The sequence below is a fragment of the bacterium genome (assembly GCA_037147175.1).
GTDB lineage: Bacteria > Cyanobacteriota > Vampirovibrionia > Gastranaerophilales > UBA9971 > UBA9971.
In genome coordinates this window covers 1-18,431 of sequence record JBAWVS010000052.1, presented here as the reverse complement: position 1 = coordinate 18,431, position 18,431 = coordinate 1, and the positions used below count along the sequence as shown (strand labels likewise).

The window sequence follows — 18,431 nt, the reverse complement described above, 5'->3', positions numbered from 1 at the left end:
AAAGTCAGGATTCTTTATTTTTAATATTTTAAATTACTTTGCGTAACTCCTGTTTAGATATAAGAGATTACAAAACAGAGATACAAATTGCAACTATTATTTAATCCAAAGATTAAACAAGTTAATAATTTTATAGGCTCTAAGGCAAATTCCAACCGTATAGGTTTTTGCGGGCAAAAAGATTCTTTTCAGAAAACAAGTGATCCTCCTGTTGATTTTGAAGAAGAATCTATATCATATGCAAACTTCTTATTAAAAGGAGGAGCTTTAAGATTAGATCCTCTTTGGAAATTACAAGAAAAAGATGCTAATAATATAAAACTAAAAGAACTTGCCCGAGAATATAAAAAAACTTTATCAATAGAAGATAAAAAAACTCTTTTAAAACACGAAGAAAAAATATTATGGCAAGAGCTTGAAAAACCAGAAATCGGTTATTTTAGAAATATCGGGAACCTTCGCAAAAAAAAAGGTGTTGAACTTCCTGTTGTTAAAATAAGCGCATTAAACGGACTTAATAGAATGCTTCAGGCATACTCTGCTTTAGACATAAAATGGGAAAATAATGAAGAAAAATTAAAAATTCTGAAAAATGTAATGAAAAATACTCCCGATGATTCAGCTTATTCTTTTATAATAAAAAATCAGTGTATAATCATAGCCAGCTTTATAGCACCTGCTAAAGAAAAGTTTGCAGAATTTCTGGAAGATGTTTGTCAAAATGATACAAATGATAAAATTAGAAATCTTACTAAAGAACTGCTTGATTTTAATAAATATGACGAAGCTAAATTGATTAACACACTCAAAAATAATCAGGAAAATAATGATAGAAAAAAATCAGCAATAAAAGCTCTCGGATTAAAAAAATCAGGGCAATTAATAAAGATTTTGCCTGAAATAATTCAAAACAAAAAAACCGCTAAAAGTATAAAAACCGTCGCAATATGGGCAGCCGGCAGATGCCAAAGTCCTGAAATTTTTAAAGTGTTATATAAAATAGCCAATAACAAAAACCGGAATCTTGAAGATAGAGAGATGGCACTGCATTCTCTGTCTATGTATATCAAGAAAAACAAAGAGCAGGTGCTGCAAACCCGCAGAAATATTATTGCCGAAAAGTCTGAACTTAGCGAACTTGCTCAAATTTTGCTTGATAAAACAGAAAACAAGTTTAATGCGCAAGACTACGAATTAAATAATTTAAAGATGAGCAAAGAAGACAAAGCAAAATATATTGAAGCAAAAAACAAATACATTCAAACACAGGAAAAGTTGAATCCTCAGCAAAAAAATTGGGTTGACAGGGCGCTGCTGCCTTTGGGAAAAGTTGTTAAAAACATTGTAGAGAATGGATCAAAAACTTATATTATGAAAGATACAGCTACATTTATATTTCCTAAAAATGCAGGACAGAGAGATTTTTATTCAGCTATTGAGCTTGGTGGAGAATTTATGGATTCAAACATGGCTATTAGTACTGTTATTTTTAATGAAGCTCAACTTAACAGAAAAGACAAGCATAATACTCTGGCGCATGAATTTAATCATAATTTTACAGATGATATTTTAGACCAGAATGATAAAAAAGTGTTAGCTGATCTATATAAACAAGCTAAAGATACGGATAAATGTCTTGATTATTATGCGGCGCTTGATGAATGGGAATATTTTGCGCAGGGGTATGAAGCTTTTTGCAGCGTTTACAAGCCTCATGTTTCAATGATTTATAACGATGATTATTTACAGGGCGGTGGAAGCCATACGAGATTCACACTAAAAAGAAAAGACCCTGCTCTTTACAAATTTATTGAGCACTGTATAAAGAAGTACAATAATTAAAATTTGACAGGAGAAATAAATAATTTTAACTTATTAGTATGTTTAAAAATTTATATAACGAAATAGATTTCTTTTTCAGGCGAAATATAAAATTAAAAAGGAAATACACAGGCAAAAACGAGCCTAAAGAAAATCTTTTTAATGATTTTTCCGATGAAAAAATACAAACTGCCAAAGAAAAAGAGAAAATTTATCTGGAAAAATACCATCTTCAGGAATTTAAAAACAATTCCACACGCAGAAATTATCTCGATAATCTTGCGGTCATAGAATTATTGGAAAGTTGTTTTTTAACTCTTGAAGAGCTTTCAAAAAACAATAAAAATATTATAAAAATTCTTGATATTGGTTCAAAAAACTGGTTTTATGTTTCAGGTGAGTGGAGTTTTTTTAAATATAACAACCGGAAAAAGGAAATATTTATCACAGGAATAGAACTGGATGCTTTCAGGGTTTATTCAAATTTTCATACACGCTGTGATTATGCGCATTTTTATATAAAAAATCTCCAAAACACCCGATATATCGCTAAAGATTTTTTGCAGCATAAAGATAAATATGACTATATAATATGGTTTTTCCCTTTTGTAACGGAATTTCCTCTTCAGGAGTGGGGTTTGCCTTTAAGTAAATTCAAACCGACCGAAATGCTCAGGCATGCTTATGATTCTTTAAACTACGGCGGAAAAATTCTTATAGTCAATCAGGATGAAAAAGAATATGCTGTACAAGAAAATTTACTGAAAAATCTAAAATTTAATTATGAAAAAAAGGTGATTTTAAAAACAGTTTCCTTGAATACGAACACAAAAGATGTGTTACAATTGTCTTTAAACCTTAAGGAGAATAAAATGGCTAATTTAAAAGCAAAATTTTATAAATATCACAGAGCACTCGGAATTGTATTTTCTTTACCGTTGGCTCTATGTGCAGTAACAGCAATGGGCATGACAATAGCAAAAGAATTTTTGCACAACAAGCCTTTAGCCCATTTTTTCTTTAGTTTGCACACAATGAGCATTTTTGGAAGCGATGAAATTGAAAATATTTATTCGGTTATTGTAGGGATAAGCACCTTGGGGCTTATTTTTACAGGTTTAATGTGTTTAGCTCCCTTTAAAAAAAAGAATGTTGACAAAAAATTATAAAAAAATTGTTTAGTGTTTTTGGCATATAATATAAAAAACAAGAATTTTAAACCTTTAATGTATTTTTAGCCAAAACCTAAATTAATTTAAATAACTTAAGGCATAAACTTAGATAAAGGTTCTTTTACATTCAAGGATTGTGAAAGAACTTTTTAATTTAATAAGAAACAACAAGAAAGAGATCATGAATGTTAAAACTAAAATTTGAAGAACTTAATCTATCCCAAGAAATACTTGATGCAGTTAAGGATATGGGTTTTGAGGAAGCATCACCTATTCAGGCAGAAGCCATTCCTTTAATAATGGACGGGAAAGATATAATAGGTCAGGCACAAACAGGCACAGGAAAAACTGCCGCTTTTGCGATTCCGATAATAGAAAAAATTGATGCTTCAAGCAAAGAGCTTCAGGCCGTGATTTTATGTCCTACAAGAGAGCTTGTAATTCAGGTGTCCGAAGAATTTCGCAAACTTATGAAATACAAGGAAAATTTGTCAGTAGTTCCTATATATGGCGGTCAGCCTATAGAAAGACAGCTCGGCTCTTTAAGAAAAGGTGTTCAGATAGTTATCGGAACACCGGGCAGAACGATGGACCACATGAGAAGGGGTTCAATAAAAATGAAATCCGTCAAAATCATAGTTCTTGATGAAGCGGATGAAATGCTTGATATGGGCTTTAGAGATGATATGGAAGTTATTCTTAAAGATACTCCCGAAGAAAGACAGACTGTACTGTTTTCTGCTACGATGGCTCAGGATATTATAGGGCTTACAAAACAGTATCAAAAAGACTCTGTTATCGTTAATGTAACTCACAAAAAATTAAGTGCGCCAAAAATTCAGCAAATTTACTTTGAAGTGCAGGACAAAAATAAACCCGAAGTGCTTTCTCGTTTGCTTGATATTCATAATGTTAAACTGGCTCTCGTTTTTTGTAATACAAAAAGCCAGGTTGACCAGCTTGTAGAAATTTTAAAGACAAGAGGATATTTTGCAGATGCTCTTCACGGTGATATGAGCCAAAATTACCGTGACAGAGTAATGAACGGATTCAGAAACGGAACAGTTGAAATACTTGTTGCAACCGATGTTGCCGGCAGGGGAATAGACGTAAACAATGTAGAAGCAGTCTTTAATTATGATTTACCCAGAGATGATGAAGATTATACCCACAGAATAGGTAGAACAGCACGCGCAGGAAAATCAGGAACAGCTTTTACCTTTGTTACAGGCAAGCAGATTTATAATTTAAAAAGAATCGAAAGAGCAAACGGAGTCCAGATTATAAGACAATCTGTTCCGACAATAGACGAAATTGAAACCACAAGAATAAATTCTTATGCTGAAAAAATCGGCAAAATCCTTGAGGATGGTCATTTAAGCAAATATATCAATCAGGTTGAACAAATAATGGGAGAAGATTATACTTCTCTTGATATTGCAGCAGCGTTGCTTAAAATAACAATGGACAGAGAAAACGAAAGTTTTGACCGTACTGTTAATTTTGAAGAGCCTGTAAGAGAAGCCAGACCTACTCAAAACAGATTTCCTGATAAAAAATTCGGAAATAAATATATTATAAAAGATAAATTCAGAAGAAATAACGGCGAAAACAGGCCTTTTGGACAATCAAGAAATAACGGCGACGATTCTTCCAGAGAAGCCAGACCTCCTAGAGAAGGCTACGGCAGACCTAATAATGACAGAAAACCCGAAGGAGAATTTAAACCTTACAGATCAGCAGAAAAAACCAGAGATAATTCTTCCGGAGGCAGCAGACCTCCTAGAGAAGGCTACAGCAGACCCAACAATGACAGAAAACCTGAAGGCGAATTCAAACCATACAGGTCAGCGGAAAAGACCAGAGATAATTCTTCCGGAGAAGCCAGACCTTCCAGAGAAGGCTACGGCAAACCCAATAATGACAGAAAACCCGAAGGCGAATTTAAACCTTTTAAACCGTCAGCTAAAAAGAAAACTGATTCTTCAAACAAAGAAGGCAAATTCTTCGATAAAAAATTCAGTAAACCAAAAAGCGGAGACAAAAAACCCGCCAGAAAATTTGATAAAAATAAATAAATTAAGAAATAAAAAAGGAGCCGCGGCTCCTTTTTTATTTGATTTCTGATACAGTTATTTTTTTACCGTCCCAACTATAATTCAGGCTTTTAATTTCTCTGCAGGATTTAATTAAATTGGGTTTAAAAACCCCGAAACATTCGCCTGTTTTATTGCGAACACTATTATATACCACTCCGTCCGAGTTATTTTCCTTTAATCTAACCCCGAAAGCTTGTGAATCTGTATAATCATCAGGTGAGTAAATATAAGGCAAATTTAAATTTCGAATATCATTAAAATTACCGTTTAAATTGCCAAATAAAACACGTTGTTGACTCTCACAGGATTTTTCGTTTGTAGAAATAAAAAACAGGCTTTTATGGTATTTTGTTTCTTCTATAGCAGTTATTAAATCTTTTGCAGCATAAAATATTCCAAAACTACCGTTACTAAACCGGCTTTTTGCTCTGTAAGCAAAAGGGGCTTCTATCAAAGAGCTGTTTTCACAAAAAACTTTCTGTTCGGTCGGAATAAATGCCGTTTCGCCTCTTTGTTCTCTTAAGCGACTACTCGTGAGAGATTCAATAAAATTAAGCGCATCTAATTTATTATCATCAATAATTCTTTCATACAAATTAATGCTCGGTCTTCGGGTTGTAACTATGCGGTAATAATCTGAAGCTATTTCACAAAATTTATCGCTACCAGCCTCTTTGTGCATCCAAATAATTCCTTATTTCCGCTAAATCAACCACATTTCCCCCGAGCATTACGTCCAGAGCCGACTTTCCGTTAAATGCTTTATTAGATTTTTTAATCCACCCGTCAGACTGTTTTTCATCAGGAAAAAGTATCTGTAATGCTTTATAAATGCCTACTATATAAGAAATTCTCTCTAAAGTGTCTTTATGTAATATCCCTTTTTTATTTTTTTTATAATTATAAAAAGTTGATTCTGTTTGAATTCCAAATAATATCATTTGCTCTTTATCTTTTAATTGCCATAATGTGCAAATATTAAAAAAAGCTTCCAGAGCCGTGGTATTGATTTCGCTTTTTAAAGTTTGTTTTTGTTGTTTTATTACAGGCATAATTTTTTACTCCAAATTTAGACCTTTATGTTTTACATATTACTCCAAATTTGGAGTAATATCAACCCTTAATTTTTTATAATCCTTATGATTAAAGAATTTCAGTATTTATTACTAAACATCTGCTTAATTTAAAGTGTTATAAAAAAATCAATAATGTAAAAGATATAACATGCCGGATTAGAAATAAAATAAATGAAAATTCCTAAAAATAACGAAAAAAATAATTTCTGGTATAAGGATTCGATAATTTATGAAGTTCATGTTCGGGCTTTTAAAGACAACAACAAAGACGGGATAGGCGATTTTAAAGGCTTAACGGAAAAACTGGATTATTTAAAAGATTTAGGAATCAATACTATATGGCTTTTGCCCTTTTTTGTTTCTCCTTTAAAAGATGATGGCTATGATATAGAGGATTATTACAATATAAACAAAGACTACGGAACTTTAAGCGATTTTAAAAATTTTATAAAAGAATGCAAAAAAAGAAGCATAAAAATTATCATAGAACTTGTTGTAAACCACGTTTCCGACCGGCATCACTGGTTTAGGGATGCTGTTAAAAAAGGAGAGAAAAGCAAATTCTGGAATTATTTTATTTGGAGCGATAATCAGGAAAAATTTAAAGAAACCAGAATTATATTCAGCGATACAGAAAACTCTAACTGGGCATGGAAACCTGATGTGAAAAAATTTTACTGGCACAGGTTTTTTTCATGCCAGCCTGATTTGAATCTTAATAATCCTGAGGTCGTAAAAGAAATAAATAAAATAATTAAATACTGGGCAGAAATCGGTGTTGACGGCTTCAGGCTTGATGCAATTCCTTATCTTTGCGTTAAAGAAGCAACAACCAATGAAAACTTGCCTGAAACGCACAAGGTTATAAAAATTTGGCGAAAAGTGCTGGATGATAATTTCAAAAACAAAATTTTTCTCGCAGAAGCGAATCAATTGCCTCAAAATATTGTTAAATACTTTGGTAATGGAGATGAATGCCATCTTGCATATAACTTTCCATTAATGCCGCAAATTTTTATTGCTTTGAAAAAAGAATCCGGAGAACCTATCGTTGAAGTCATGGAAAAACTTCCTCAAATACCTTATTCCTGCCAGTGGGCATTGTTTTTAAGAAATCATGATGAATTGACACTTGAAATGGTGACAGCTGAAGAAAGAAACTATATGTATGAGCAATATGCCAAAGACCCTCGAATGAAATTAAATTTGGGAATCAGAAAAAGGCTTGCGCCTCTTCTTGAAAACGACAGAAGCTCTTTAGAGGTATTAAACTCCATTTTGTTTTCGTTTCCGGGCTCTCCTGTTATCTATTACGGCGATGAAATAGGAATGGGCGACAATATTTATTTAAACGACAGAAACGGGGTCAGAACACCAATGCAATGGACTCCTGACAAAAACGCAGGATTTTCCGAAACTTCCCCGCAACTATTGTATTTACCGCTGATAATCGATATTGTTTACGGTTATCAATCAGTTAATGTTGAAAGCCAAAATATTCAACCTAATTCCCTTTTAGCTTTTATGAAAAAAATCATCAGCGTAAGAAAAAAATATAAGGTTTTTGGAAGAGGATCTTTAGAATTTTTAAAACCTGAAAATATCGGGGTTTTGGCTTATATAAGAAGTTATGAAGAGCAAAATGTACTTTGCGTTGCAAATTTATCGAGAACCGCGGAATTTGTTGAGCTTAATCTGAGCAAACATGCAGGTAAATTTCTTTTGGAACTTTTTACAGGAAAAATTTTCCCTGAAATTAAGGACAACAGTTATATTTTAACTATGCGGCCACATTCTTTTTTCTGGTTTGAAATAAAATAATTTATTTAACAAATTTGTCTAACGCTGTTCCAAGTTCTGTTAAGCTTTTGCTGTTAGTTGCAGTGCTAAATAATCCTGAAAGTGCGTCATTTTTTTCTGTCTGTTTTAATTTAGAATTATCTTCAATAGTTGTTACAGCAGCAGCAAGTTTGTTAAAAACTTTTCCTTTATCAGAATTACTGGAGCTGGTATCTTCCAATATTTTTTTTGTAGAATCTAAAAAGCCTTTTGCTGATTTATCATCTGATATTGAGCCAAGTGTATTTACAAATTTTTCAACACTGAGTCCTTTATCTGCAACATCGCTTGCTGTAGAAAATATATCTTGAAAGTTTTTTGAATTAAGAGTATCAACTGATTTCATGAATTTAACAAAATCTTGAGGTTTGGAAGCAAACTGTTTTGCAATTTCGCGCAATCCGTCAGCCCCTTTAGTGTTTCCCGCTGCTTTTAATTCTTTATCAACAGCACTTAATTTGGTTGCAAAATTTGATATCGCTGCTGAATCTGTTTGATTAACAAGAGTTCCGGAATAATTATCTACAATAGGATTATCACTGCCAAGCATGCTCTTTGTTACATCACTTACAGCATTTTTACTGCTCTGGTTAAAAAGTTTATTTAATATTAAACCCTTTGACGTTGTATCTACTAATCCGGCAATATCCAAACTTATACTCCTTTATGCAATTGACGAAAATCCATTTTACGCGAATTACATAAAGTTTAACATTGATATTTTACAGGTTTACTCTTTTATTTGTTGAGTATTTTTTTATTTTCATTAATCATGGGTAAATTTGTTGAACCAGCCTTAATTTCTTCAATAGTTTATATTTTAATTTATGCTTAATGTATTTTAATAATACAATTTAAAAAACTAAACAAAAGTCGGTAGAAAATTTTTTCTGTCAGTTTATAATTTTGTATGCTGAGGAGGTCTCAGGATCATAAGATCTCCTCAGTTTTATGTTTTAAGGTATAATAGTTACTAATTAAAACTATTGCTTGAGATTTTACAAATGTCGAATAAAAAACAAAATCTTCAAAAAGTTGAAAAAACAAATAAACTTAATATAAAAATTAAAAGTCTTGATATTGATAAAGCGGAATATCAAGAAATAGTCTTATCTAATTCCAATTTCCCTGACAGGGATTATTATAAACAAAATTATTATGACTAAGCAAAAATTATTTCACAAAAAAAGTTTCTGCAAACAACGGGAACTTTTTTAAGGCATTTTTGGATTGGATTTTATTTATTAAAAACGGATTCCAAGTTTCTTCTTACTGCCTCTGTGCGGATTTCTCCAATTGAAGCATGCGGATAGCCAAAAAGATTTTGTGAATGTTTTCTTGTAATTTTCGCCACTCTGGCTTTTCTTTGCTCAACATAAGATGTTGAAGATTTTTCTTTAATGATTGTAGTGTTCATGATCATCTCTCTTCTTTTGTAAACAAAGTGCCCTGTATAGACCACTTTAGAACTAATATAATAGAAAAAAGAATTATTGCAATAGAGAAACTTCTTGATTTCTGTATCATGCCGGAAATCAGAGAACAGATAAATCGTTGCCTTTATATTCAATAAACTAAATTTTATCAAGAAATATCTTGAAAGATTAAAACACTATTTTTATACTTAACAATAATAAGAAAAACTATGATGTAAAATTTATGAGCAAACCGTTAAAAAAATTTGCCTTCAGTTAATCATAGTGCCCTTCTGTGAGCATATAGTAACTTTATAGCAATATCCTGATTTTTCTTTTTGTTAAAAGAATGTCAGGATATTGTATTTTTATGAAATTTTTCTACTTTGCGTAACTCCTGTATAAAATTCAAACTTTAAGAAAATTTATGAATCGAAGAAGTGTTATGGATGTAGGCTTTACAGGTTTTTGGCTTAGCAGTTATTAAGTTTTGTTAATCAAATAGCTATTTTTTATATACTAAATAGCAATTTTTTCAATACGGGTGTTTTTATATATGTACAAGGACAAAACAAAACAAACACAACACACTACCTCAAATAAAAGCTTAAATTTCAATAAATAAAACCTTTACCTACTACACCTACCTTTCCCTTTCCCTTTCCCTTCCTTACCTACAAAACAAGGATTAAGACAGCCTCAAAACTGTCTATTTTTTTTGCAAAAAATTACTTTAATATAAATTAGTGTTCTTTAGAGTATTTTCTTTTGTCATGCTGAGTGAAACGAAGCATCTGTCTATTTGAGAATCAAGTCTATAAACCTATAACTTTTATGAGTTCTGCTTTTTAGTAAAATCAGGCTTTGCCTCAGAATGACATCTTTATTTTTTATAGATTGCTTCGCTATGCTCGCAATGACGATTTTGGCGATTTGGTAATTTGAGTTATAAGCTTTTTAAGCTGTTGCCGGCATCATTCTGTCAAAATTTCTGTACTGTATTGCTTCTGCAATATGAGCCTGAGTAATATTTTCGCTTTCCTTTAAGTCTGCAATAGTTCTGGAAAGTTTTAAAATCCTGTCATAGGCTCTCCCTGAAAGATTAAACTTTGAAATAGCCATCCTCAAAAGGTTTTCGCCATTAGAATCAAGTTGGCAATATTTTTTTATATGCTTTGGAGAGATTTGAGAATTTGAGACAAGACCCTCGTCTTTAAACCTTTCAACTTGAATTTTTCTTGCATTCACAACTCTTTGCCTTATTGTTTTTGAACTTTCAGAATCGTTATTTTTGTTTAAAAGCTCTTCTTCTGAAAGCCTTGATACTTCTATCTGAAGATCAATCCTGTCAAGAATCGGGCCAGAAAGCCTTGCCCAGTATTTTTTTGCCTGAAAATCAGAACATGTACATGGTTTTAGTTTGTCTCCAAAATACCCGCAAGGGCAGGGATTCATTGCCGCAAGAAGTATAAAATCAGCAGGGTATTTAACACTTATCATTGCCCTGCTTATTGTAACTTCGCCATCTTCGAGAGGTTGTCTTAGAATTTCCAGAACTTGTCTCGGAAATTCTACTACTTCATCCATAAAAAGTACGCCTCTATGAGCCAGACTGATTTCTCCCGGTTTTGGATTTGTTCCGCCCCCTACAATTCCTGCATAAGAAGCAGAATGATGCGGTGATCTAAAAGGTCTGGAGGTAACTAAAGGCTGATCTTTTTCAAGAAGCCCGCTAACACTGTAAATTTTAGTAAGTTCCATAGCTTCTGAGAGTTCCAGAGGAGGTAAAATGCCTGCAAAACATTTAGCAAGAAGCGTTTTGCCTGCACCCGGGGAACCTGACATAAGTATATTGTGTCCGCCGGCTGCCGCAATTTCTAAAGCTCTTTTTGCTTTTTCCTGCCCTTTTACATCCTTAAAATCAAACTTTATTTCTTCCTGCGCTGTTTTATCGAGTATTTCTTTAATATCAATTTTGTACGGCTGAATTCTGAATTCCGAAATAGCAGGAGGATTAAGAAATTTAAACACATCCTGAAGATTATTCACCGGATAAACTTCAATTCCGTCAACAAGAGCCGCTTCTTTTGCATTTTTTTCAGGCACTACTATTTTTTTTATGCCTGCTTTTTTCAAACCCAGAGTGATCGGCAAAACTCCGTTAACCGTTCTTAAGCTTCCATCAAGGGATAATTCTCCAAGAAATCCGACATTTTCGAGAGATTCAAATTTAATATCACCGTTAGCAGCCAGAACACCTACAGCCATAGGCAGATCAAAGCCGGAACCTTCTTTTCTGATGTCTGCCGGTGCAAGATTTATAACTATTTTTCTTGAAGGGAAATCATAACCCGAATTTTTTATAGCGGAGCGAATTCTTTCTTTTGCCTCTGAAACCGCCATATCAGGTAATCCCACGATGGTAAGTCCCGGAATTGTTGAGCAGATATCAACTTCAACAGTGATTTTATACCCTTCTATCCCTATTAGCGCTCCGGTTATTACATTTGCTATCATTTTGTTTCTCTCACTTTACTTTATTAAATATCATTCCTGAATTTTACTGTCATTGCGAGGCAGCAAAGCTGCTTTTTAACTACTCAATTCTTCCACAAACCCATAACCCCCTGTCATTGCGAGGAGAGGCTAAAGCCTCGACGTGGCAATCTGTCCAATTCTTACTTAAGTCATTCCAACTGGAATTAAAACTTCTTATAAGGTCGTTAGTAACACCTGTATATAATGTTGTATTTTCATAATTTGTCATTATGTAGATATAAAATTGTTTATCATTCATTGACTTTATTCCCTTGCCGTATAGATTGCCACGCTTCCGTTGGTCGCTCGCAATGACAACTAAATATTAAACAGATTGCCGTGTCTTCACTTTGCGCCTTCTCTCAATGACAGCTTCTCGGCTATCGTAAGAACTTACACTATTAACAGTATTTCCTGAAAATATGAATATATTGTATAATTTTACTTATCTTTGAGATAAATATAGTACACACAAAACCTGTATCAAAGTTTTTAACAGTTTTTGCTTCTTAAATTGAAACATTTTATTTAAGTTAAGGAATACGGAATGGTCGACATTGAGGATTTAGTAGAAAAATTTAAAGCTAAGCTGGCATTTATCAAAAAAACAGAAAACTATAAAAATGAAATAGTTGAACCTATTGTAAATACGATTTTTAATGAAGAATTTGCAGATGTTTTCCAGAACATCTCTGAGGCTTTAAACGAAAAACTTGGACTTAATGAAATAAATTTTAAATCCGAAGGAAAAACCAGATTTTTTATTGAGGGAAGATTTCATCGAATAATTTTTCAGAAAAGTAAAATAGAAATACTGGAGAATTTTGTTAAGACAACTATAATTCCAATTTATATCTGGAAAGGAATAACAAAGCACTTGAATCCTATTTCGTTCACCATAAATTCTTCTTCTCATGATATAAAATGGAGTTTTGCTTCGCCGGAACACTACGCAAAAAACTTATTTAGCAAACTTATAGATGATGATGATTTTTTTATGTAAACTTAAGGTATAATCAATAAATATTTTCAAATAAAGTTTGTTTTAAAATAAAAGCAAGATAATCATAAATCGAGGTCAGACAAAAAGATGTTTATTGAACATGTAAGCGGACAAAAAATAAAAATAAAATTCGATATAAATGAAAAACAACTTTTGCTTGGAGATATATTGAAAATAACCGCTGCAGCAAAAAATGGTGTTCTTGCACAGGTTACAGGAATTTCTACTGCGGAAAATAATCCTAATTTTAATGTGGCGGAATCAAAAATACTGTTTACAATAGACAGCTTTGGAAAATTAATAAGCTGGCAGGGAAATATTCCTTCCCAGAATTTTATGATTAATAAACTTTCCGCTAAAGAAGTTTTATTATGCTCAAACACTTTAAATCCGCAAAATCCTGTTCCGTTGGGAACTTTGTCTTTATACCCTGATACGGAAGTTAATTTTGAAGCATCTTTTTTTGAAAAACCGACTGTAATTTATTGTGATAAACAAACTCAAAAAGACAATATTTTAGACCTTTTATCCTGTGAATTTTCTAAATACGTTGAAAAAACCGTATTAATTGATTTTAACAACACTTATGCGGACTTAAAAGTTTCACTAAAACTTGAAGCAGGGAAAAATATAAAACTTCCTTTTGATTTAAAAGGGCTTGAACTTCTTTACAACAAAAGTCTTTCGGGTGTTTCTCCCGAGACAAGAGCCACAATAGAAGCTGTTTTTATGGAAGTTGAAAATTATCTTTCGTCGGAATCAGTAGAATTTATTCCTTTCTCAAGCTTCAGACAGGCCGTAGATTCTGTGTATGAAACAAATAAATTAACCGAACTTGTTTTATTAAAAAATAAACTTTTAAAACTTCAGAAACAGGGGGTTTTTGCAGATAAAAGACAGGAAATTACAAGCCTGACAGAAAGTTTTAGAAATAATAATCTTGTAATACTTGATTTATCAAAATTCCCGCCAGAATGGCAGAAAAATTTAATTGAATTCATAATTGATTCAAATACTAATAAATATAAACAAAAGTTCTTTTTGGTGTTTGATTCCGACAAAATCGATATAGATAAATCTTTTATAGAAAATATTTGCACAAAAGCTAATAAAAACGGCATTTATCCTGTAATAATAGCCGGACACGAATCGGAAACAGCTGTTTCTTTGCTGTCTTATACAGCCAATATTATTGCTTTTGCACCTGAGAATACAACAAAAATAACGGCATTACAGGATAATTTAGTCAGGCTTAAAGATAACGAAGCTGTGATTACAGGAAAAATTACAAATAATCTGCCTTTATATTTGAATATTTATAATACGGAAATTTGTGAAGAAAGCGTTTCTTCCGATGATTCCTGTCTTTCAACCCAAACTTCACCGGAAATATATCTTTTTTCTGAAAGTGAAGATGAAACTCTTATATCTCCAATGACTGAAATAGTAAATCAGGACGAAGATGACGGGTCTTCGAGGAAAAGTCTGCACAGTCCATTTTTTGAAAATGCAGATGAAGAAGAAGATGATGATGAAGAAATAGAAATAGAAGAAAACAGTTTCATTTATTCAAATCAATTTGAGCATGATGAAACAGGAATTGAATTGATTAATAATATTTCAAAATTGCAAGAAGAAGTTTATACTTCTCAGGAAGAAGAATTTGACAATCCAAATACAGAAAATTCATTTTCTGATGAAGATTTTGACGATGACGACATTTCTGAAGATGAAGACGAAAAAGAAAGCGAGTTTGAATTAGAACAAGAAGATTCTTACAATCTTTCTTCTCAACCGTCTTCTTTTTATGATGAAAAAGAAAATAACTACGCCTCTTCTAAAAAATATGCATCAGGTTTTTCCGAAGACGATTTGTCAAGCTTTATTGATGAGGATATTGTAGAAAACACACGTCCTTCTTTTGACCTTGAAGAACAGGGCGATGAAGATTTTGATTATAATTCAACTGAAGAATTTCAGGATGAGTCAATGCTTGATTACGGAAGTTTTTATGATGGAACAGAAGAACAAAACGAAGATCAAGATGATGATACTTCCAATAACGAATATGTTGAAAATTATTTAGACGAAGAGGAAGAAGACGTTTATGAAATTCCTCAAAGTCATACTGTACAGATAAAAACAGCAGAACCTTCAATGCCGGCTATTCCTATATATTCAACGCCTAAAAATCAAAATACTGTTTCTTTTGATGAAGATTTTCAGGAAGGCGATAAAGTCAGACATGTAAAATACGGATTGGGAACAGTAACCAAAATAATAGGCTCCAGCGATAAAAGGCTTTGCAGTATTCAGTTTGAAGAGGTCGGAAGAAGACTTTTAGACCCCAAGCTTGCTGAATTGGAAAAAATATAAGGATAACGCCAGTAATAAATAATCGGTAAATTAAAAATCTCCGCTTTAAAAAAGCAGAGCAATTTTAACAGCAGTCCTTAAAGCTTATATATCTTGATTTTTATATTTTTAACAAGATAGGCTCCTAAACTTAAAAATTTTTTATGGAACTCGTTTAATTTTTATTCGTCAAAAGCTAAATAACTTATAAAAAGTAAATTTAGAGGAAAAGAATGAAAGTTAAACGATGGATTAAGTACGTTTTTTGCGCTATTTTGGCGGGTTTTATTGTTGGTTTTAACATTTATGAAATACACGATCTAAGTTCTATCAAAAATGTTCCGCTTAACTCAAAAAAAGCCATTAAAGAAAGAATCATGCAAGAAGCCACAAGACAGGGGTTAAGTCCTATACTCGCTTTAAGCGTAGTAAAACAGGAATCCGATTTTGAAAAAACAGCTAAAAGTTACGTAGGAGCCATAGGTCTTTTTCAACTTATGCCCTCAACTGCAAAGGATTTAAACATAAATCCTTACAAAACGGAAGAAAATATAAAAGGCGGAATAAGATATTTAAAAGCCTTAAAGGATCAATTTGGTTCTACAAGACTGGCGCTTGCTGCTTATAATGCAGGACCAGGAAGCGTTATGAGATATAACGGAATTCCTCCATTTAGCGAAACCAGAACCTACGTAAGAAATATTCTTAGTTATTATGATTATTACAGCAAAAACCCTAATTCAATAATGATTGAATAGGGAAATAAAACCTATCTTACTTATGTCCTTGATGCAAAGTTGCCGCACCGACTATTCCCGAAAAATCCTTTAACCCTGTTTTTACAATTTTTATCTTATCCGCAGGAACCGCAAGAGCCTTAGCAAAAGTCTTTTTGGTGGTTAGATCATAGAAGAAATCAATGGCTTCAATTAAACCGCCGCCTAAAATGATTAATTCAGGGTTGTAAAAATTTATTATAGAAGCAAGACCGCTGCTTAAATATTCTGATGCTTCGGTTATAGCGTTTAATACTATTTCATCACCTGCATCAAGAGCTTCTTTCAGGTCTTTTGACCGAATTACACCGCTTCCTTTTATGTTTTCAGTAATAATAGACTTATGACCTTTTTTAAGAGAGCCAAGAATTTTCTTTTCAATAGCTGATCTTGATGCATAAGCCTCAAGACAGCCATGTCCGCCGCATCCGCAAAGTCTTCCGCCTGAATCAACGATAATATGCCCAATTTCTCCTGCTGTTCCGGTTGCACCTTTTAAGTGCTTGCCTTCGCAAATAATTCCTGAACCTATTCCTGTCCCGACAAAAATACACACAAAATTGTTATAGCCAACACCGCTACCGAATTTCATTTCTCCGAGTGTTGCAACTTCAACGTCATTGCCGATATAAGTTGGTATATTAAAGTGTTCTTCAATGATTCTCTTAAGTTCTACATTAAAACAATTAAGGTTAGGGGCAGAAATAAGAATACCGTTTTCTCTGTCAACTTGTCCCGCCGCGCCTATACCTATTGAGGAAATTTGAGAAACAGGAATTTGTGCTTTGCAGATAGCTTTTTCGGCAGTTTCTATAATTCTTTGAATAATAAAGTCAGCTTCAAGTTTTTTGGTACGTTTTTTTGCTGTTTCTATTACAGTTCCTTTTTTTGTATCGATAATACCAGCCAAAATCTTTGTACCGCCGAGATCTATTCCTATTGAATAATTATTCATAAATATTTAACTCCTGAAGTAATTTACTGAACCAAACACAAAAAGCATTAATTTAAACAGCTGTTAGGATTAACAGTTTATCATGAACTAAGGCTTTTCGTAACCGTTCTTTCCCGTAAAAGGGTTTGTATTTCCTTTTGCCGACCAGTTATTCAGTTTATTTTTGTCCGGCAAAGAGCGATAATATCCTTTTACAATAGTGCCGTCTTTTTTTGTGTAGCTGTTTATGTATATATAAGGGATTCCGTTCAAGTCATAATAGACCGATATTACCCCATTTAAAGGAAAACTTTCAAGGATTATTGTATTTCCTCGAAAAAATAAGGAAAATGCCAGCAAACATATTATTAATAAAATTGTTGATAAGTCTTTCATTGTTTCAACAGAAATTTAAGTAAGAAATTGAAGAATTGAAGAGTTAAGAGAGATTGTTATGCCACCGAAAATACCATAATATGTGAACTAATTCAACTATGCTAATATTTTATTAAGAACTTAATTCCTTAGCCTTTTCACTCGAGGGAAAAATTGGCGGCCGGTGATAAAAAAAGAGTATGGATAAATGAGAAAAAAAGATTTTAAGCTCAACAAAATTCATTACATTATACTCGCAGTTGTATTGATAATAGGAATAGTCGTCCGTATTTGGGGACTCGGGGAAAAAAGTCTCTGGATAGATGAAATATATTCCTGGGTATTTTCTTCTCAAAAAACCTTCTTCGGCAGTTTTATTTACATGTTTGCTGATTTATCGCCACCGATATATTACCTAATTTTATATGTCTGGATAAAATTATTTGGAAGTTCCGAGTTTATGCTTAGATTTCCGAGTTTTCTTGCGGGAATAGCCTCTGTATTTTTTATTTATTTCGCTACCAAAAAAGTTTTCAATAAACAAATTGCACTCGGCGCTGCAATATTAACAGGATTATCGCCCGTTATGCTTTATTATTCGCAGGAAGCAAGACCATATAGCCTGTTTGCGATGTTTTCGATAATCACAGTTTCAGTCTGGATTGAAATAATTAATAAAATAGCCAAAGAAGATTTAGACTCAAAAACGCTTATAAAATACGTAATTTTTTCATTAGCAACAATTTTAACGCATTACTGGGGATTGGTGCTGGTATTTTTCCAGATTATATACCTGATGATTTTTTGTGTGGAGAAAAAGAGGAATTTAAAACTTATTTTAACTGCGGCTATGAGGATATTTTTAATATCGGGTTGTTTTTTTATTTGCCAGTATTCATTCTTAAAAAAATATACTTATATATTAAATCCAATGTTTTCGCGAATTTATATATCAAATCCTTTTCATGAAATATTTAAACAAATATTTTATGAAAATTATGTTTTTTTATTGATAGTAGTTATGTTTT

At 32.5% G+C, this 18,431-nt stretch carries 16 protein-coding genes and 1 pseudogene; 9 read left to right on the top strand and 8 right to left on the bottom strand.

The features are described 5' to 3' along the window. Positions 1–87 precede the first annotated feature (87 nt). From WCG23_11045 to WCG23_11035, 3 genes and pseudogenes are all read left to right on the top strand, one after another. Positions 88–1,842, top strand: coding sequence for a hypothetical protein (locus WCG23_11045; protein ID MEI8390405.1), 1,755 nt, complete (start codon positions 88–90; stop codon positions 1,840–1,842). Positions 1,843–1,880: 38 nt separating this feature from the next. After that, positions 1,881–2,990 carry a hypothetical protein gene (locus tag WCG23_11040; GenBank protein ID MEI8390404.1) on the top strand — a complete coding sequence of 370 codons (1,110 nt, stop codon included), beginning with the start codon at positions 1,881–1,883 and terminating at the stop codon, positions 2,988–2,990. 188 nt (positions 2,991–3,178) lie between these two features. Beyond that, positions 3,179–4,582: pseudogene (locus tag WCG23_11035) on the top strand (DEAD/DEAH box helicase). A gap of 523 nt (positions 4,583–5,105) precedes the next feature. On the opposite strand, the gene WCG23_11030 reads toward WCG23_11035, so the two are convergent. Both WCG23_11030 and WCG23_11025 read right to left on the bottom strand, forming a co-directional pair. Continuing rightward, entirely contained in the window at positions 5,106–5,774 is a 669-nt protein-coding gene (locus tag WCG23_11030) for an RES family NAD+ phosphorylase (GenBank protein ID MEI8390403.1), read from the bottom strand. After that, positions 5,755–6,144, bottom strand: a complete 390-nt coding sequence (locus tag WCG23_11025; protein ID MEI8390402.1) for an MbcA/ParS/Xre antitoxin family protein — start codon at positions 6,142–6,144, stop codon at positions 5,755–5,757. Before WCG23_11025 ends, WCG23_11030 begins: the two co-directional genes overlap by 20 nt. 195 nt (positions 6,145–6,339) lie before the next feature. Between WCG23_11025 and treS the strand changes: the two genes are divergently transcribed. Further along, on the top strand, positions 6,340–7,989 hold the full coding sequence (gene treS, locus WCG23_11020; GenBank protein MEI8390401.1) for a maltose alpha-D-glucosyltransferase: 1,650 nt from the start codon (positions 6,340–6,342) through the stop codon (positions 7,987–7,989). Between the two features lies 1 nt (position 7,990). On the opposite strand, the gene WCG23_11015 is transcribed toward treS, so the two are convergent. After that, positions 7,991–8,659, bottom strand: a complete 669-nt coding sequence (locus WCG23_11015) for a hypothetical protein (protein MEI8390400.1) — start codon at positions 8,657–8,659, stop codon at positions 7,991–7,993. A 352-nt stretch (positions 8,660–9,011) separates the two neighbouring features. Here WCG23_11015 and WCG23_11010 point away from each other — a divergent pair, with 352 nt between their 5' ends. Beyond that, entirely contained in the window at positions 9,012–9,173 is a 162-nt protein-coding gene (locus WCG23_11010; protein MEI8390399.1) for a hypothetical protein, read from the top strand. 71 nt (positions 9,174–9,244) lie between these two features. Here the strand turns inward: WCG23_11010 and WCG23_11005 are convergent, their stop codons facing one another. From WCG23_11005 to WCG23_10995, 3 genes are all read right to left on the bottom strand, one after another. Next, complete coding sequence (locus WCG23_11005) at positions 9,245–9,424, bottom strand: hypothetical protein (GenBank protein MEI8390398.1); 180 nt, start codon at positions 9,422–9,424, stop codon at positions 9,245–9,247. 955 nt (positions 9,425–10,379) lie between these two features. Then, positions 10,380–11,939 (bottom strand): YifB family Mg chelatase-like AAA ATPase, encoded by a 1,560-nt coding sequence (locus WCG23_11000; protein ID MEI8390397.1) that lies wholly within the window; start codon positions 11,937–11,939, stop codon positions 10,380–10,382. A 79-nt stretch (positions 11,940–12,018) separates the two neighbouring features. Next, a complete protein-coding gene (locus WCG23_10995; protein MEI8390396.1) occupies positions 12,019–12,219 on the bottom strand; it encodes a GIY-YIG nuclease family protein in 201 nt (66 codons plus the stop codon). Between the two features lie 288 nt (positions 12,220–12,507). On the opposite strand from WCG23_10995, the gene WCG23_10990 reads away from it, so the two are divergent. From WCG23_10990 to WCG23_10980, 3 genes are all read left to right on the top strand, one after another. Next, on the top strand, positions 12,508–12,963 hold the full coding sequence (locus WCG23_10990) for a hypothetical protein (GenBank protein ID MEI8390395.1): 456 nt from the start codon (positions 12,508–12,510) through the stop codon (positions 12,961–12,963). Between the two features lie 87 nt (positions 12,964–13,050). Beyond that, positions 13,051–15,339, top strand: coding sequence for a hypothetical protein (locus WCG23_10985; protein MEI8390394.1), 2,289 nt, complete (start codon positions 13,051–13,053; stop codon positions 15,337–15,339). 212 nt (positions 15,340–15,551) lie between these two features. Further along, positions 15,552–16,076 carry a lytic transglycosylase domain-containing protein gene (locus WCG23_10980; GenBank protein MEI8390393.1) on the top strand — a complete coding sequence of 175 codons (525 nt, stop codon included), beginning with the start codon at positions 15,552–15,554 and terminating at the stop codon, positions 16,074–16,076. Between the two features lie 16 nt (positions 16,077–16,092). Here the strand turns inward: WCG23_10980 and WCG23_10975 are convergent, their stop codons facing one another. Both WCG23_10975 and WCG23_10970 read right to left on the bottom strand, forming a co-directional pair. After that, on the bottom strand, positions 16,093–17,049 hold the full coding sequence (locus WCG23_10975) for an ROK family protein (GenBank protein ID MEI8390392.1): 957 nt from the start codon (positions 17,047–17,049) through the stop codon (positions 16,093–16,095). Positions 17,050–17,136: 87 nt separating this feature from the next. Continuing rightward, positions 17,137–17,424, bottom strand: coding sequence for a hypothetical protein (locus tag WCG23_10970; GenBank protein ID MEI8390391.1), 288 nt, complete (start codon positions 17,422–17,424; stop codon positions 17,137–17,139). Between the two features lie 187 nt (positions 17,425–17,611). Here WCG23_10970 and WCG23_10965 point away from each other — a divergent pair. Further along, positions 17,612–18,431, top strand: an 820-nt coding sequence (locus tag WCG23_10965) for a glycosyltransferase family 39 protein (protein MEI8390390.1), incomplete at its 3' end; no start/stop codon positions are given.

Coding starts and splice junctions, on each gene's coding strand:
- WCG23_11040 (MEI8390404.1), top strand. CDS start 1,881: ATGTTTAAAAATTTATATAACGAAATAGATTTCTTTTTCAGGCGAAAT.
- WCG23_11030 (MEI8390403.1), bottom strand. CDS start 5,774: ATGCACAAAGAGGCTGGTAGCGATAAATTTTGTGAAATAGCTTCAGAT.
- treS (MEI8390401.1), top strand. CDS start 6,340: ATGAAAATTCCTAAAAATAACGAAAAAAATAATTTCTGGTATAAGGAT.
- WCG23_10985 (MEI8390394.1), top strand. CDS start 13,051: ATGTTTATTGAACATGTAAGCGGACAAAAAATAAAAATAAAATTCGAT.
- WCG23_11005 (MEI8390398.1), bottom strand. CDS start 9,424: ATGAACACTACAATCATTAAAGAAAAATCTTCAACATCTTATGTTGAG.
- WCG23_11010 (MEI8390399.1), top strand. CDS start 9,012: ATGTCGAATAAAAAACAAAATCTTCAAAAAGTTGAAAAAACAAATAAA.
- WCG23_10990 (MEI8390395.1), top strand. CDS start 12,508: ATGGTCGACATTGAGGATTTAGTAGAAAAATTTAAAGCTAAGCTGGCA.
- WCG23_11025 (MEI8390402.1), bottom strand. CDS start 6,144: ATGCCTGTAATAAAACAACAAAAACAAACTTTAAAAAGCGAAATCAAT.
- WCG23_10970 (MEI8390391.1), bottom strand. CDS start 17,424: ATGAAAGACTTATCAACAATTTTATTAATAATATGTTTGCTGGCATTT.
- WCG23_11000 (MEI8390397.1), bottom strand. CDS start 11,939: ATGATAGCAAATGTAATAACCGGAGCGCTAATAGGGATAGAAGGGTAT.
- WCG23_10980 (MEI8390393.1), top strand. CDS start 15,552: ATGAAAGTTAAACGATGGATTAAGTACGTTTTTTGCGCTATTTTGGCG.
- WCG23_10995 (MEI8390396.1), bottom strand. CDS start 12,219: ATGAATGATAAACAATTTTATATCTACATAATGACAAATTATGAAAAT.
- WCG23_10975 (MEI8390392.1), bottom strand. CDS start 17,049: ATGAATAATTATTCAATAGGAATAGATCTCGGCGGTACAAAGATTTTG.